The organism is Halogeometricum limi (assembly GCF_900115785.1).
GTDB classification, from domain to species: Archaea; Halobacteriota; Halobacteria; order Halobacteriales; family Haloferacaceae; genus Halogeometricum; species Halogeometricum limi.
The window spans coordinates 114,546-129,662 of the sequence record NZ_FOYS01000005.1; the positions used below are offsets into that span (position 1 = coordinate 114,546).

The window sequence follows — 15,117 nt, forward strand, 5'->3', positions numbered from 1 at the left end:
GGGTCGTTCGGGTGTGGTGAGGGGTCACACAATGCAAACAATTAATAGTAGTCGACCGAATCTTCGTGTACGAGCATGCCGACTGAAAAGCAACTAAAGCAGCAGCTACAAGACGGGAAGATGATCGAGTCCGAGGAGCAGATGACCGAGGGCTACAAGAAGGCCCTGACGCAGACGCTCCTCGTGTCCGGTGACACCGAACTGATGAGCGCACCGGCGTACTACGAGCCGTCGATGAACGCGCCGAGCGTGAACGCGCGTGCGTCCTGTATCAGCGTCATCCAGGACGAACTCGGCCACGGCCACATCGCCTACCGCCTGCTCGAAGACCTGGGGTACGACCGCGAGTACCTCATCCACGGCCGCGAACCGCACGAGTTCCGCAACACGTACGGGTTCGACCAGCCGTTGGAGAACTTCGCCGAACTGGTGACCGCGCACGGCCTGTGGGACCGCGCGGGCATCGCCCTGCTGTCGGACATCCACGAGAACACGTCGTACGCGCCGTGGAAGCGCGCGCTGACCAAAGTCGGCAAAGAAGAGCAGTTCCACCTGCGCCACGGCGAGACGTGGATGCGCAGACTCGCGAACAAGAACGACAAGACGAAACAGAAGGTCCAGGACGCCGTCGACTGGATGTTCCCCATCGCCTTGGAGTGGTTCGGACTCCCCGACGACAAGAAGAAGCACGACGACCAACTCGCGTACGCCATCAAGGGCCTCTCGAACGACGAGCTCCGCCAGAAGTGGATGGACAGCGCCGTCCCCGTCTGCAACGAACTCGGCATCGACGTGCCCGCACACTACGACGAGGAGCGAGACGAGTACGTCGTGGAGTACGACCTCCCCGCGCACTTCGACGCCGAGACGAAGACGTGGTACTTCGAGGAGAACACCTCGTGGGACGACGTCATCGACCGCTGGCGGGCGCGCGGCCCGGCCAACGAGAAGTACGTCGAACTCCTCCAGTCGGGGCAGATGGACCCCGTCTCCGCATGAGCGTGCAACACCAACAGAACGCCGCGGGCTTCGGCCCCGGCGACGACGCCACCGCCTTCGAGGAGGATATCTGGGCGAACCTCGACGAGATTCCGGACCCGCACATCCCGGTGAGCCTCGTCGAGATGGCGATGATATACGACGTCCACGTCGAGCAGACGCCCGACGGCGCGGACGTCCTCGTGGAGATGACGTTCCCGTGCATGGGTTGCCCCGCGTACGACATGATACTCGACGACATCCGCGCCTGCCTGCGCACGATGTCCGGCGTCCGCGACGTAGAGGTCGACGTGGTCTGGAGCCCGCTCTGGGAGAAGAGCATGTTGACAGCGGAGGTTCGAGAGAAGCTTCGTGAGTCCGGTATCGCACTATGAAGTACGAGGTGTTCGCCAGAATCAACGCCGGAGACGAACTCATCAACGTCGGCAACGTCGACGCGGAGAACGACCGTCTCGCGAAGGTGTACGCCTACCGAACGTTCGACGAGGAGGACTGGGACCGACTCGTCGTCGTCCGCCGCGACAACGTCCTCGACGCGACGAACGTCGGCCGGATGCCCGACTCACCGGGTGATACGGCATGAGCGAGTGGTCCGCCGAAGCGGTCGACTACGTGCAGTCGGTCGCGGACACGAAACTCGTGTTGTCGCAGCGATACGCCCAGTGGATGCTCTCGGGGCCGGTGCTCGAAGACGACATCGCGGGCGCCAGCGCCGCACAGGACGAACTCGGTCACGTCCGCCAGTTGTTCCGACTGCTCGGCCAACAGGGCCGCGAGAACGACTGGCTGGAGGGTGACCGCTCGGCGACGGAGTTCGCGAACGCCGCGTCCGTCGACGACAACCCCGAGTCGTGGGTGGAGTTCGTCGTCACCATGGGGCTGACCGAACGCGCCGCGTGGTACCTCATCGACGCCATCGTCCACGACGACTTCGAGGGACTCGGCACTCGAATCGGGCAGGACGAGTTCTTCCACCTTGAGTTCCTCGACGGTCGACTGGAGACGCTCGGCGACGAACAGACGGACGCCGTCGTCGCCGCACTCGAGTCGACGCTGCCGGCGATACTCGCGTTCCTCGGGCCGGCCGCCTACGACGACGACGCGGACCCACTCCTCGAATCGGGGTTCACCGACCGCTCGGCGGCCGCACTCCGCACCGCGTTCCGCGCGCGCTACGAGGAGATATTCGCGGGCACCGACGTCGACGTCGACGCACTCGACGTGGACTGGGACGCGCCGTCGCTCGACGAGTGGAACGAGTCGCGTCGGCGGACCGACGAGGGGTCCATCTCCGACGCCGACGTCGAATCGCTCAGCGGCGTCCAGAACGCCGAGTTCCGGATGGACTGAGACTCATGTCCGCCGAGCACCCAGAGTGTCCGTTCTGCGGGTCGACCGAGACCGAACGGCACTCGCAGTTCGGGTCGGAAGTCTCGAAGAGTCAGTACTACTGCAACGACTGCCACACGGTCTTCGAGCGCATCAAGTACGACGGCGACGTGGCCGACACGGGCAGATAGCCCACAGACTGGAGAGACGAATACCGCGGCGTTAGCGGCTGCACTGCTCGTTTATCGCGGTTTGGGCTGTCGGTAATTATTTATACTGCCCTATGTATGTAGCAGTTGCATGGAGACTTTCGCAGAACTCGACCTCGAGAATTTCGAGACAGAGATGGACGGCCACGTCGGTATCGTTCGACTGAACAAACCGCCGGCGAACGCCCACAACGCCGACATGGTCTTCGAGTTCCAGAAGATGGTCGAGACCATCCGGTTCGACGACACGGTTCGCTGTGCCGTCCTCAGCAGTACGAGTGACAAGTTCTTCTCGTCCGGCTACGACATCCAGGCGCTCCAAGACGAGAGCCCCGAGCACATCGGCTACGCGAGTCAGACGAGCAAGGAATCCATTCTGAAGATGCGCTCGACCGACACGATCTTCGTGTCCGCAATCGACGGCCACTGCATGGGCGGCGGCCTCGAGTTCGCTCTCGCGACGGACATCCGCTACGCGGGCGACGACGACAACTACAACATGGGCGTCCCCGAGATCAACCTCGGTCTCATCCCCGGCGAGGCGGGCACGCAACTGCTCCCCCGCTACGTCGGCATCTCGAAGGCGCTCAAGATGATGCTCAAAGACGAGCGTCTCACCCCGAGTGAAGCACAGGAAGCCGGCATCGTCGACGAACTCGTCGAACCCGGCACCGCCGAAGAGGAAGCAATCGAGTTCGCAAAACACGTCGCGAGCCTCCCGAACCAGGCCGTCGGTCACATCAAAGTCGCCGTCAACGAGGGGATGGAGATGTCGCTGTACGACGCACTCGCGCACGAACGCGAACTGCAGAACCAACTGTTCGACACCCCGGGCGCGAAAGAGGGTATCTCTGCGTTCCTCGAAAAGCGCGAACCCAACTTCATCGAGGCCGAACTCGGCGAAGACGCCATCACCAGCGACGACGACTGAAGCGGATTCGACACATTCGAGGACGAAGCGTTTTCGGACGCGACCTTTTCCGGCGGACGTGGCGAGAATGAGAGCGGCGCGTCCGTTCAGAGGTCCAGCGTCTCGCGGGCGATGGTCGTCCGCTGAATCTCGGAGGTACCGCCGATGAGGCTTAGGATGCGCGCGTCGCGGTAGTAGCGTTCGAGCGGAAGGTCCGTCCGGTAGCCCTTCCCGCCGTACACCTGCATCGCGTTGCGCGTGACGAACTCCGCCGTCTCGCTCCCCGCGAGTTTGGCGCTACTGGACAGACGCGTCTCCGCGGCGTCGTCCGCGATGGCGTGTGCGGCGGAGTAGACGGCGTGCCGCGCGCCCGAGAGCTGTTGATACATGTCCGCGACGAGGACCTGTACGGCCTGATACTCGCCGATGGCCTTCCCGCCCTGCTCTCTGTCGCCCGCGTAGTCGACGGCGGCGTCGAACGCCCCGCGCGCGATACCGGTCCCGATGGCGCCGATTCCCGTCCGAGCCATGTCGATGGTGCCCATCGCGATGCGGAAGCCCTGCCCGACGCTGCCGAGGAGGTTGTCCGCGGGAATCGCCACCTCGTCGAACGTCGAGTCGCCGGTGACGTGTCCACGCATCCCCATGTACTCCACGCGGTCGAAGCTGAACCCGTCGGCGTCGTCGACGCCGGGGACGAGGAAGACGCTCACGCCGTGTGAGTCGTCGGGTTGCGGTCGTTTGCGAGCGACGACGAGGTGGACGTCGGCGACGCCCGCGTTCGTCCCGAACGCCTTCTCGCCGGAGATTCGGTAGCCGTCGTCCGTCGCCTCGGCGACGGTCTGTAACTCGGACGGCGAACTCCCCGCACCGGGTTCGGTGAGGAGCATCGCGCCGACGGCGTCACCGCTCGCCATCGGTTCGAGGAACCGTTCGCGTTGCTCGTCGGTGCCGAACCGAGCGATGGGGAGGGCGGCGAACGTGTGCCCCTGAATCGTCTCCGCGACGGCACCGCTTGCTTCCGCGACGCGTTCGACGGCCAGACAGTAGCCCACGAAGTCGGTCGTGAGGTCGCCGTACTCTTCCGGCAAGAGGAGGCCGAGCAGTCCGCGCTCGCCCGCTTCTTCGACCACGTCGCGCGGGAACTCGTCCGACGCTTCGATTTCGTCCGCGCGCGGTTCGACGACGTCTTCGACGAACTCGTCCGCTCGCTCGCGGACGGTCCGGTGGCTCTCCGAGAGAGCGTTCTCGATGAGGTGCATACGAACGCCGAGTCGGCGTGCGCCCCCATAAACGTACGTATCGTTCGGGGCTGATTGCCGGGGAGACGCCCTCGAACGCGGGCGTCACCCCTCGAACTCGTCGGGGAACCGCTCGAATCCGCCCTGTGCTCTGTACCGGGCGGTCATGTCGAGATACTCCTCGCAGTTCCAGCGGACGTACTCGCGGTGGTCGTCGCTGATGGGTTGTGTCTCGGCGGGGATGCCGAAGGCGACGTGTCCGTCGGGAATCTCTTGGTCGGGCGTCACGACGGCACCCGCGCCGACGATACAGTCGGACCCGACGGACGCGCCGGGGAGGACGGTACTCCCGATACCGACCAGCGAGTCCGCGCCGACGCTCGCGCCGTCGATGGTGACGTGGTGACCGACGGTGACGCGCGGTCCGACGTCCGCCTCGTGGAGCATCGTGAAGTCCTGTACGTTCGTCTGTTCGCCGATACTCGACGGCCCGAAGTCGCCGCGGACGCAGACGAACGGCCAGATGCTCGCCTCCGGACCGACGGTCACGTCGCCGACGAGGTACGCCATCTCGGAGACGAACGCTGACTCCGCGACGGCCGGTGACGTCTCTTCGAATCTGCGAATCATACTGCCCGTGCGACGGTGAGCCACAAAGTCCCATCGGTCGAAGTCGTGGCGGACGAACTGACGGTGTCGCGGCGGGTTCGGGTACGGTGTTTTCGTCTCCCGAGTGAACAAAATCATTCGGACACTTTCGGCGTCGGATTCAGGTTAGATCCGACCGCGCTCTCACAACTCTGTCACGCCGCACGGGTCTCTGACCGGCGACCGTATCCCGTTCTACGCTCTCGACCCGAGCGTCGGTCGCTCCCTGCCGACTCGATTCTCCGCTCCTCGTGCGGGTTTTGACAGGTTGTCGGAAAACTATCAAAACTATCAAAACTGTCTTTGCTATATTTGACAAACCCATCCGCCCTTCGAATACTTCGGCTTGAGGCAGTCTCGGGCGGTAGCGCATCGCTCGTCGCGTTCGGAAGCCCCCGGTACAGATGAGTGCGAACACTGCCTCGAATACACCGAGTACAATGAGTTCACAAGTAGACTCGCGATGCCTGCATCTTCTATCGTTTATCTCTCGGGAGATGCGGCACTGTCGCCTTCTGGGGGTTCAGGGACGTCGCACGTTGACCTCACCGACGTGCTGAACTGCGAACGCGTGCGGGTACGTGTCCGGCAGATTTCACGAGGGTTGGAGGACGATTCTCCCATCACGATATACAATTAATATTGTGTGTAAAACTCCCGAACTACCGCTCACCGATCTCTCGACTCGGTGTCGGCGGGGTCGACGACGCGAATCGGATGTTCGGCTCGGCGCGCCAACAGCGAGTCGAGTTGCTCGACGCAGGAGGTTCCGCTGGCGACGACGCGACGGTCGGCTGTCTCCGGGGTCGTAAACTGCGCCCGGAGGCGTTCGCCGACGGCTACGCTCAGGTCGTAGTACTCCAGTTTGTAACCGAAGCTTCCGGCCATCCCGCAGCACTCCACCTCCGAAGAGACCACGTCGTACCCCAGTCGTTCGAGGACGGCTTCGGTGTACGTCTCCACGCCGAGCGTTCGCTGCTGGCAGTGACTGTGGTAGGCGAGTTTCGTCTCGCCGTCGCGCCGTTTCGCCGCGTCAGAGAGGTCGGTCGCGTCCGCCCCGTTCTCCAACAGTCCGTAGACGTACTCGAACAGGTCGTAGCTGTGTTCTGCGAGGGTGGTCCGCGTCTCCTCGTCAAGCAGATGTCGGTAGTCGTCTCTGAACATCGCGAGGTCGCTCGGTTCGACGACGACGACGTCGCGACCGCCGTCTATCTCGGGGTTCAGGGCCTCGGTCACGGCCTCTGCGTGTTTCTCCGCCGTTCGGACCATCCCCTGCGAGAAGGGGGCGCGTCCGCTCGACCGAACCGTGGGGACGACGACGTCGACGCCGAGCGATTCGAGGACGCGGACGGCCGCCTTCCCGCGTTCGACCTGTACGTGATTCGTGTACACGTCGGGATAGAGGACGGCCGTGCGAGTCGGGTCGTCGGGTCCGTCTCCGTCGCGCGCGTCGAACCACTCGCGGAACGTCGTCCCGGCGAACGTCGGGAGTTCGCGGCGACTGTCCACGCCTGCGACCCGTTCGAGGACGCGTCGACCGATAGCGGACCCGGCGACGGCGTTCGAGAGCGGTGCCGTCCGACTCCCCCACCGAGCGAGCGTCTCGACGTTTCCGAACAGGCGTTTCCCGGCGTCCAGTCCGGGAGGCTCTTCGTCGGGTGTCAGCCCCTCCACGATGGAGTCGAACGACCCCGGTGACGCCCCCCGGTTGAGTCTGTCGCGGACGACGGTGTTTATCCACGGGATGTCTATCTTCACCGGACAGGCGTTCACACAGCGCGTACACCCGGTACAGAGGTCGTTGAACTCCCCGGCGGCGTCCGTCCCGTGGACGCCGGCCTCCCATCCCGTTGCGATGCCGCCGGAGTACGTCTCGCCGCCGAAGGCGTGGCCGCCCACCTGTTGGAAGTTCGCGCACGAGTTCGCGCAGGCACCGCACCGGACGCAGTACAGCGTCTCTCTCAACTGGTCGTCCTCGCGCATCTGCATCCGTCCGTTGTCCACGAGAACGAGGTGGAACTCCCGTTCGTCGGCGTCGCCGAACCCCGGCGTGTCCGGACTGTCGAAGTCGATGGCGGGCGACGCTACGGGCGGCGTGAAGAACGAAACGTATGCGGTGATGTCCTGCCCGGACCCCGAGGGTCCGATGAGGTTCAAGAACGGCGGCAGGTCGGCCAGCGAGGGGACGATTTTCTCGATACCGGCGACGGCGACGGTGGTCGGTGGCGTGACCGCGGACTTCCGGGCGTTCCCCTCGTTGGTGACGAGAGCGATAGTGCCGGTGTCCGCGGTGACGAAGTTCGCGCCGGTGATTCCGAGGTCAGCCTCTTTCACCCGTTCGAGCAGGACGTCGCTCGCGAATCGCGTGAGTTCTTCGGGCGTCTCCAACGGTTCGTCGAGGTCGTAGACGCTGTCGAACAGGGCGGCTATCTCCTCGCGAGACTTGTGGACGGCGGGCGTGGCGATGTGGCTCGCCTCCTCGTCGGCGAGTTGCAGGACGAACTCCGCGAGGTCCGTCTCGTGGACGGCCACTCCGGCGCTCTCCAGTTCCTCGTTCAGCGCTATCTCCTCCGTCGTCATCGACTTTCCCTTCACGGCCGAGCGCACGTCGTTCGCCGCGGCCACCTCGCGCACGTAGCGGCGCGCGTCGTCGGCGTCGTCAGCGAGGTAGACGGTGCCGCCGTTGCCTTCGACCGTCACGGTCACCTCTTCGACCAACTCGGGGAGGCGTTCGATAGCGTCCTCCTTGATGCGACGGGCCGCTGTGCGATAGGACTCGGTGTCGGCCATCTCGGCGTAGCGTCGATACCGGCCCTCGTTGAACGGTTCGACGTTCTCGGCGACGTGTCGCCCGTCCGTCGAGAGCAGTTCGCGGATGCGTGCCGCTCGCTCCCGCTTCGACCGTTCGGGTCGGCTCACGTCGCCCCCCTCCGTGCGGTCCGGGCACCGACCGGAACGGCCACGGACCGGTGGCTGGTGTCGTTCATCGGTCTTCGAGGACGAGTACGTGGAGGTTCGCGGGACCGTGCGCGCCGTACACGGGCGCGCCCATGTCGGCCGTCGCGCTCGGTCCCGTGGTGAGGACGGCGCTGGTGAGACCGTCACCGACCGCACCCGCGATACGCTCGACCGCGTCTTCGAGCGTCGGTACGACGTCGCTGGCGGCGAGGACGCCGACGTGCGTCTCGGGGTAGATACTCACCTGCTCCGCTCCCCAGTTGTCGGAGGCCAGCACGACGCTCCCGTACTCCGCGACGGCGGGGCCGACGGGCGTAACACCGACCGTCGCCGCGTCGAGCTCCGCGGGCGTCGGCCGGAGGGTGACCGGGTGGGGTTCGAGCGAGACGCCCTCGAACGGGAGCGGGGTCCCCACCGTCGGGCCGTCGAGGTGTGCGGCGAGTGTCTCGCCGAAGTCGTCGACGGTGGTCCGCTCGACCGTCGCGTGGCGACCGGTCGCCGCCCGTTCGAACGCGTCGAGACTCATAGCGAGAGCTCCGACTCGCCGCCGACGCCGAGATGTTCCTCCAGAACGTCGTCGGCCGCCCGAATCTCGTCGGTCGTCCCCTCGAACACGTTCTGTCCCTTGTTGATGACGTAGTGGCGGTCCGCGACGGACATCGCGGCCTGAACGTTCTGTTCGACGAGGAGTACCGTCACGCCCTCGTCGTTGATGCTCTCGATTATCTCTATCACGTCCTCGACTATCTGGGGGGCGAGTCCCTCCGTCGGTTCGTCGAGCATCAGCAAGTCCGTCTTCCCCACGAGTGCACGGGCGATGACGAGCATCTGCTGTTCGCCACCGCTGAGCTGTGACCCCTTGTTCGCGCGCCGTTCTCGGAGTCGCGGGAACCGTTCGAACACCTCCTCCATCGTGAGCGTCCCCGCGCCCTTGCTCTTCAACTCGCCCAGCCGGAGGTTCTCGTCGACGCTCAGGTCTGGAAACACCTGCCTGTCCTCGGGAACGTACTGTATCCCGCGGGCCACCGTCTCGTAGTCGGGACGGTGGGTGACATCGTCTCCGTCGAACGTGACCGTCCCGGCCGACGGGGTGAGAATGCCCAGAATCGCGCGGAGGGTCGTCGTCTTTCCCGCGCCGTTGCGGCCGACCAGCGAGACCACCTCGCCGCGTTCGACCGACAGCGAGAGGTCTCTGAGTATCTGGCTCTGGCCGTACGCCGCGTCGATTCCGTCGACGGAGAGGAGCGGGTCGCTCATAGCTGGGCCCCCCCGAGATAAGCGCGTTGCACTTCTTCGTCCGCCCGCACCTCGTCCGGCGTGCCCTCGGCGATGACTTCGCCTCGTTGGAGCACCGTTATCGTGTCGGAAATACTCATGACTATCTCGATGTCGTGTTCGATGAGCATCAGCGTGAAGCCGCGTTCGTCGGCGAGACGCTGGACGAGTTGGACGGTGCTGATGGTGTCTTCTCTGCCCATCCCCGCCGTCGGTTCGTCGAGCATGAGCAGGTCCGGTTCGGTCGCCATCGTGATTCCGATTTCTAACTTTCGGCGGTCGCCGTAGGCGAACTCGGCCGCGCGCTGGTGGCTTCGGTCCGCCAACCCGACGTCTTCCAGTATCTCGGTCGCGCGGCCGCCCGCGTCCGTGAGACTGTCCGCCGACCGCCACATACTCGACCGGCGGTCGTCCGCGAACTGCGCGGCGACGCGGACGTTCTCGAAGGCGGTCAGCCCGTCGAACACGTCCGTTATCTGGAACGAGCGCGCCAGTCCACGGCGAGCGACTTCGTGCGGCGACTCGCCGGTGATGTCCTCGCCGTTGAACCGAATCGACCCCGACGTGGGTTCGAGCAGTCCGGTGATGAGGTTGAACAGCGTGGATTTCCCGGCCCCGTTCGGCCCGATAACGGAGTGAGTCGTCCCCGACTCCACCGTGAGGTTCACGTCGCCGTTCGCGGTGAGACTCCCGAACCGTTTCGTCAGATTCTCCGTCTCCAGTATCGTGCTCATCGGTTCTCACCACCGTCGGTCGCGGCGTCTCGCTGCGGGCCGCCGCCGGAGCCCATCCGGAGCCGAACCGCGTCGCGGACGGAACTGTACACCGTGATGAGGCCGCGCGGGGCGACCATCACGGTCAGCACGAGGAGCAGTCCGAGGACGAACCGCCACTGGTCCGTGTACGAGGAGAGTATCTCCTGCAGGCCGATGAACAGTCCGGCACCGAACATCGGGCCGAACAGGGTTCCGATGCCGCCGAACATCATCGCGATGACCACGTCGCCGGAGACGACCCAGTGAAGCGTTCCCGCGGAGACGAACGTCTGGTACGTCGCCAACAGCGCGCCCGCGAGGCCGCCGATGGCTCCCGAGAGGGCGAACGCGCGGCGCTTGTAGACGTTCGTGTCGTAGCCGAGGAACGAGACGCGACGCTCGCTCTCGCGGATGGCCGTCACCACGCGCCCGAACGGCGAGTCGAGCAGTTTCACCGTCACGACGTACGCGGCGACGGTGACGAAGAGCGCGAAGTAGTAGAACGTCGCCGTGTCGCCGAGGCTGACGAGTCCCGCGCCGAACAGGTCCACCGTCGGCATCCCCGTGAGGCCGTCGCTCCCGCCGGTCACGTCGTTCCACGTCAGCGCGAGTTGATGGAACATCTGCGCGAACGCGAGCGTTATCATCGCGAAGTAGACACCGGTCAGCCGGATCGAGAGCGCACCGATTATCCACGCGACGCCCGCCGCGACGACGATGGCGACGGCGGCGGCGGCGACGAACGAGTTGAACACGTGCATCGTGAACAGCCCCGTCGCGTACGCGCCGATGCCGAAGAAGGCCGCGTGGCCGAACGAGAGCAGACCCATGTAGCCCATCACCATGTCGAGACTGAGCGCGAGGAGCGCCCAGATGAACATGAGCGACAGCAGACCGACGAAGTACGGCGAGTAGAGCGACCCCATCCCCAACGGGACGAGCGCCAAGACGCCGAGCAAGCCGAGCGCGCGCTTGTCGGTTATCGAGACGGGCTCGATTATCTCGCTGAACGTCACCTTCGTTGAGTCGCTCCTGACCTCGTACTCGCCGAGGAGGCCCTGCGGCCGGACGAGGAGGACGAGAATCATGAGCAGGTAGACCAGAAAACCGGTCAGTTGCGGGACGAACACGGTGCCGAGCGACTGGACGAGGCCGATGAGGAGGGCGGCGACGACCGAGCCGCGAAAGCTCCCGAGGCCGCCGACGACGACGACGATGAACGCGGTGATGATTATCTGGTCGCCCATCGTCGGCGTGACGTTGAGGAACGGTCCGGCGAGGACGCCCGCGACGCCCGCCAGCACCGCGGCCAACCCGAACACGAGCGTGAAATAGTTCGAGATGTTGATACCCATGATGCGGACGGTCTGGCGACTCTGCGCGCCGCCGCGGACGATGAGTCCGAAGTTCGTCTTCTCGAAGAGGAGCCACACGCCACCGGCGACGGCGATACCGGCGACGATGAGGAACAGTTTGTACTTCGGGTAGAATATCGGCCCGAGCGCCACCGCGCCGGTGATGGCGTCGGGACCGGGGAACTGCTGTGGGCTCTTGCCCCAGATGAACTCCACCGCGTCCGAGAGCATCAGCGTCAGCCCGAACGTGAGGATGATGTGGTAGAGCGGGTCGCGGTCGTAGATGCGGTGGAGCGTCGTCCGCTCTAAGAAGACACCGACGACGCCGATGCTCAAGGGGGCCAGCAGCAACGCCAGCCAGAAGCTTCCCGTCGCGTCGATGACGGAGAGACCGACGTACGCACCCAGCATGTACAGTGCGCCGTGCGCGAAGTTGATGATGTCTGTCATCCCGAAGATGACGGAGAGACCGGACGCGATGAGGAGGTAGAGCACTCCCAGCGCGAGGCCGTTGAGCAGTTGGAGTACGAGGAGGTTGACGTCCATCTCGACTCCTCAGAGCTGACAGGAGACGGAACTGCAGGGCACCGTCGCCTCGTCCGCCTCGATAGTCGTCATCACCTCGATGTCCGGCCAGTCGTAGTCGCCGGGAGCGACGATCTCGCCCATGCTGTAGGGACGTGCGGCCTGGTGGTCGCACTCGCGGTAACTCGTCGTTCCCATCGGTCCGTCTAAACTCACCGCAGTCTGTGCCTCTACGATGTCGTCCGTCGCGAAACTGCCCGCCTTCTCCGCGGCGCGTTTGTACAGGTACATGTACACCCACGAGACGTGCGAGAAGTTGTCGGGCGCGGAAGCGTACTCGTCGGTGAACGCCTGCACGAACTCGCTGTTGGCGTCGCTCTCGAAGCCCTCGTAGTACCGAATCGCCGAGTAGGTGTTCTGTGCGGCCTCCCCGGCGGCCTTACGGATGAACTGGAAGGAGTTCACCGGGCTGACGAGCGTCTTCTCGGACTTCAGCCCGTAGCTGTTCGACTGCTTCAGGAAGTTGACGGCGTCGCCGCCGTTGAGTCCGGTGACCACCCACTCGGCGTCCGAGGACATTATCTGACTGATGTACGACGAGAAGTCCGTCGCGCCGAGTTCGCTTGTGGTGCTACCGACGACTTCGACGCTGCTGTTGTGGTCCTTCGCCGTCTTCTCCCACGCGGAAGCGACGCTGTTGCCCCACAGATAGTCGGCGTTGTGTATCCACACTTTCGTGCCGAAGTTGTCGACGGCCCACGGCGCACCCGCCGCGGCGGTCTGACTCGCCCGCGTCTCGTAGCGGAACGTCGTTCGCTGACAGTTCTCCATCGTCAACCCGTCGGCGGCGACGTCCGGATAGAACGGGACGTTCTCCTCGGCGGCGTAGCCCGCGACGGCGGACCCGACGGACGAGGAGATACAGCCGAACAGCGCGTCCACCCCGTCCTGTTGGACGAGCTTTCGAGCCTTCTGCGTGCCGGTCTGCGGGTCGGCCTGCGTGTCCTCGTGGAAGCCCTCTATCTGCGTCCCGTCGATGCCGCCGTTCTCGTTGATGCGCTTGATGGCGAGTTTCGCGCCCTGCTCTTGATAGGTTGCGAGACCACCGTACGGCCCCGTCGACGGATAGAGCCAGCCGACTTTCACCGTCTCGCTGCTCGAACTTCCGGTCGTTCCGCCCGACGTCGAGGTTTCTCCGGACGACTCTCCGCTCGTCTCGGTGGTTCCGCCGGAACTCGCGTCGTCACCCGCGCACCCCGCCAGTCCGACGGCACCCGCCGCCCCAATCGTTCGCAGAAGCGTCCGTCGGTCACTCGCGTACGCCGGACTATCGTTGTCTGCCATGTGTGACCACACCATATCGAACACTAAATAATTTGTGCAAACGTTCGTGTAGATACCCGGTACGTCGCCGGCTTCGACCGACGACAGAACTTTATCGGGTGCTGTGGAATCCGTTCGCATGCCACACGACTGCGGCTTCCTCGCGGACCTCTCGCTCTCTCCCGACCAGATTTCGTTCGAGCGAGCGGACCGCGACCGATTCGCCACCGACTACGGGACGCACGCCGCGGACGCGAGTCGACCCGACGCCGTCGTCTACCCGGCGTCGACGGCCGACGTCTCCACCGTTCTCGCCGCCGCGAACGACCGCGGCGTCCCGGTGACCCCGTACGCCGCCGGGTCGAGTACGGAGGGGAACGCCGTCCCCGTCGAAGGCGGTATCTCGCTCTCGATGGAGCGACTCGACGAGATTCTCGCCTTCCGCCCCGACGACCTGCAAGTGGACGTCGAACCCGGCGTCGTCGGCGGTGACCTCGAAGCCCACGTCGCGACGGAGGGACTGTGCTTCCCGGCGTTCCCTCAGTCCGCCGCCTTCTCGACGGTCGGCGGGATGGTCGCCAACGACGCCAGCGGGATTCGCGCCGTGAAGTACGGCGAACTCCGCGAGTGGGTGTTGGAACTGGAAGTCGTCCGCGCGGACGGAACCGTTCTCGAAGTCGGTAGCAAGGCGAAGAAGAGTTCCGCCGGCTACAACCTCGTCGACCTGTTCGTCGGGAGCGAGGGGACGCTGGGAGTCGTCACGCGCGTGACGCTGGAACTCGCGGTCGAACCCGCGAGGACGCTCGCGGGACGAGCCATCTTCGACTCGCTGGACGACGCCACCGCGGCTATCACCGACGCCATCCGCGCGGGTATCGACGCGGCGACGGTGGAACTCGTGGACTCGCTCACCGCCGAGATAGCCAACTCCTACACCGACTCGGGACTCCCGTCGGAACCGATGGTGTTCTTCGAACTCCACGGCCGCGGCGTCGACAGGGAGATGGACGCACTCGTCGATGTGCTCCGGAACCACGACCCCGTCCGGGTCGACACCGCGGTCGAAGAAGCCGAACGAGAGCGACTGTGGCGGGCGCGCCGCGAGATAGGCCAAGCGCTCTTGGAGTACGACCCGGACCGCGAGTTGGAAGTCGTCGGCGACGTGACCGTCCCCATCGGCGCGTACGCGGAGATGGTCCGCTTCGTCGGCGAGGTGTCGGCGTCGTTCGACCTGCCCATCCCGGCGTTCGGCCACGCCGGCGACGGCAACCTCCACTACGCCATCCTCGCGAACCTCGACGACGAGGACGAACGCGAGCGAGTCAGCGAGGCGTCCGGACGAATCGTCCAGCGAGCGCTCGACGCCGGCGGCACGTGTACCGGCGAACACGGCGTCGGCGTCGGGAAACGCGAGTACCTCCGCCGCGAGTTCGAACCTGCAGTCATCGAGACGATGCGGTCGCTGAAGGCGACGCTCGACCCCGAAGGCATCCTCAACCCCGGTAAGATGTTCGACTGAACCCGTTCTAACGCGCGCGAGACGACGCCGTCAGTACCAAGCTTTATGTCTGTGTTGGGTTACCACACAAC

General features: G+C 65.0%; 15 protein-coding genes. 7 read left to right on the forward strand and 8 right to left on the reverse strand.

Annotated elements, in window-relative coordinates:
* The first annotated feature begins 75 nt into the window (after positions 1–75).
* The 6 genes from BM282_RS14560 (at position 76) to BM282_RS14580 (ending at position 3,468) form a co-directional block, all read left to right on the forward strand.
* The gene (locus BM282_RS14560) at positions 76–999 is read left to right on the forward strand and encodes a Phenylacetic acid catabolic protein (protein ID WP_089882376.1); all 924 of its coding nucleotides are present in this window, start codon (positions 76–78) and stop codon (positions 997–999) included.
* Positions 996–1,373, forward strand: a complete 378-nt coding sequence (locus BM282_RS14565; protein ID WP_089882378.1) for a metal-sulfur cluster assembly factor — start codon at positions 996–998, stop codon at positions 1,371–1,373. Before BM282_RS14560 ends, BM282_RS14565 begins: the two co-directional genes overlap by 4 nt.
* Positions 1,370–1,582 (forward strand): phenylacetic acid degradation PaaB family protein, encoded by a 213-nt coding sequence (locus BM282_RS14570; RefSeq protein WP_089882380.1) that lies wholly within the window; start codon positions 1,370–1,372, stop codon positions 1,580–1,582. The genes BM282_RS14565 and BM282_RS14570 overlap by 4 nt, the downstream gene beginning before the upstream one ends.
* Positions 1,579–2,349, forward strand: coding sequence for a Phenylacetic acid catabolic protein (locus BM282_RS14575; protein ID WP_089882381.1), 771 nt, complete (start codon positions 1,579–1,581; stop codon positions 2,347–2,349). Before BM282_RS14570 ends, BM282_RS14575 begins: the two co-directional genes overlap by 4 nt.
* A 5-nt stretch (positions 2,350–2,354) precedes the next feature.
* Complete coding sequence (locus tag BM282_RS18600; RefSeq protein WP_175501560.1) at positions 2,355–2,519, forward strand: PaaD-like zinc ribbon domain-containing protein; 165 nt, start codon at positions 2,355–2,357, stop codon at positions 2,517–2,519.
* 109 nt (positions 2,520–2,628) lie between these two features.
* On the forward strand, positions 2,629–3,468 hold the full coding sequence (locus BM282_RS14580; protein ID WP_089882383.1) for an enoyl-CoA hydratase/isomerase family protein: 840 nt from the start codon (positions 2,629–2,631) through the stop codon (positions 3,466–3,468).
* 86 nt (positions 3,469–3,554) lie between these two features.
* On the opposite strand, the gene BM282_RS14585 is transcribed toward BM282_RS14580, so the two are convergent.
* The 8 genes from BM282_RS14585 to BM282_RS14620 all read right to left on the reverse strand — a co-directional run bounded on the left by BM282_RS14585 (position 3,555) and on the right by BM282_RS14620 (position 13,548).
* Positions 3,555–4,709, reverse strand: a complete 1,155-nt coding sequence (locus BM282_RS14585; protein WP_089882385.1) for an acyl-CoA dehydrogenase family protein — start codon at positions 4,707–4,709, stop codon at positions 3,555–3,557.
* Between the two features lie 84 nt (positions 4,710–4,793).
* Entirely contained in the window at positions 4,794–5,318 is a 525-nt protein-coding gene (locus BM282_RS14590) for a gamma carbonic anhydrase family protein (RefSeq protein ID WP_089882387.1), read from the reverse strand.
* 687 nt (positions 5,319–6,005) lie between these two features.
* Positions 6,006–8,255 carry an LUD domain-containing protein gene (locus tag BM282_RS14595; protein WP_089882390.1) on the reverse strand — a complete coding sequence of 750 codons (2,250 nt, stop codon included), beginning with the start codon at positions 8,253–8,255 and terminating at the stop codon, positions 6,006–6,008.
* Positions 8,256–8,319: 64 nt separating this feature from the next.
* Positions 8,320–8,820 carry an LUD domain-containing protein gene (locus BM282_RS14600; protein WP_089882392.1) on the reverse strand — a complete coding sequence of 167 codons (501 nt, stop codon included), beginning with the start codon at positions 8,818–8,820 and terminating at the stop codon, positions 8,320–8,322.
* Positions 8,817–9,551 carry an ABC transporter ATP-binding protein gene (locus tag BM282_RS14605; RefSeq protein ID WP_089882800.1) on the reverse strand — a complete coding sequence of 245 codons (735 nt, stop codon included), beginning with the start codon at positions 9,549–9,551 and terminating at the stop codon, positions 8,817–8,819. The genes BM282_RS14600 and BM282_RS14605 overlap by 4 nt, the downstream gene beginning before the upstream one ends.
* Positions 9,548–10,303: an ABC transporter ATP-binding protein gene (locus BM282_RS14610; protein ID WP_089882801.1), complete on the reverse strand. Its 756-nt coding sequence runs from the start codon at positions 10,301–10,303 to the stop codon at positions 9,548–9,550. Before BM282_RS14610 ends, BM282_RS14605 begins: the two co-directional genes overlap by 4 nt.
* Positions 10,300–12,225, reverse strand: coding sequence for an ABC transporter permease (locus tag BM282_RS14615; protein ID WP_245758383.1), 1,926 nt, complete (start codon positions 12,223–12,225; stop codon positions 10,300–10,302). Before BM282_RS14615 ends, BM282_RS14610 begins: the two co-directional genes overlap by 4 nt.
* A gap of 9 nt (positions 12,226–12,234) precedes the next feature.
* Positions 12,235–13,548, reverse strand: coding sequence for an ABC transporter substrate-binding protein (locus BM282_RS14620; RefSeq protein WP_175501562.1), 1,314 nt, complete (start codon positions 13,546–13,548; stop codon positions 12,235–12,237).
* Between the two features lie 118 nt (positions 13,549–13,666).
* On the opposite strand from BM282_RS14620, the gene BM282_RS14625 reads away from it, so the two are divergent.
* Positions 13,667–15,046, forward strand: a complete 1,380-nt coding sequence (locus tag BM282_RS14625; protein ID WP_089882396.1) for an FAD-binding oxidoreductase — start codon at positions 13,667–13,669, stop codon at positions 15,044–15,046.
* The last annotated feature ends 71 nt before the right edge of the window (positions 15,047–15,117 follow it).

Coding starts and splice junctions, on each gene's coding strand:
- BM282_RS14560 (WP_089882376.1), top strand. CDS start 76: ATGCCGACTGAAAAGCAACTAAAGCAGCAGCTACAAGACGGGAAGATG.
- BM282_RS14565 (WP_089882378.1), top strand. CDS start 996: ATGAGCGTGCAACACCAACAGAACGCCGCGGGCTTCGGCCCCGGCGAC.
- BM282_RS14570 (WP_089882380.1), top strand. CDS start 1,370: ATGAAGTACGAGGTGTTCGCCAGAATCAACGCCGGAGACGAACTCATC.
- BM282_RS14575 (WP_089882381.1), top strand. CDS start 1,579: ATGAGCGAGTGGTCCGCCGAAGCGGTCGACTACGTGCAGTCGGTCGCG.
- BM282_RS18600 (WP_175501560.1), top strand. CDS start 2,355: ATGTCCGCCGAGCACCCAGAGTGTCCGTTCTGCGGGTCGACCGAGACC.
- BM282_RS14580 (WP_089882383.1), top strand. CDS start 2,629: ATGGAGACTTTCGCAGAACTCGACCTCGAGAATTTCGAGACAGAGATG.
- BM282_RS14585 (WP_089882385.1), bottom strand. CDS start 4,709: ATGCACCTCATCGAGAACGCTCTCTCGGAGAGCCACCGGACCGTCCGC.
- BM282_RS14590 (WP_089882387.1), bottom strand. CDS start 5,318: ATGATTCGCAGATTCGAAGAGACGTCACCGGCCGTCGCGGAGTCAGCG.
- BM282_RS14600 (WP_089882392.1), bottom strand. CDS start 8,820: ATGAGTCTCGACGCGTTCGAACGGGCGGCGACCGGTCGCCACGCGACG.
- BM282_RS14605 (WP_089882800.1), bottom strand. CDS start 9,551: ATGAGCGACCCGCTCCTCTCCGTCGACGGAATCGACGCGGCGTACGGC.
- BM282_RS14610 (WP_089882801.1), bottom strand. CDS start 10,303: ATGAGCACGATACTGGAGACGGAGAATCTGACGAAACGGTTCGGGAGT.
- BM282_RS14615 (WP_245758383.1), bottom strand. CDS start 12,225: ATGGACGTCAACCTCCTCGTACTCCAACTGCTCAACGGCCTCGCGCTG.
- BM282_RS14620 (WP_175501562.1), bottom strand. CDS start 13,548: ATGGCAGACAACGATAGTCCGGCGTACGCGAGTGACCGACGGACGCTT.
- BM282_RS14625 (WP_089882396.1), top strand. CDS start 13,667: ATGCCACACGACTGCGGCTTCCTCGCGGACCTCTCGCTCTCTCCCGAC.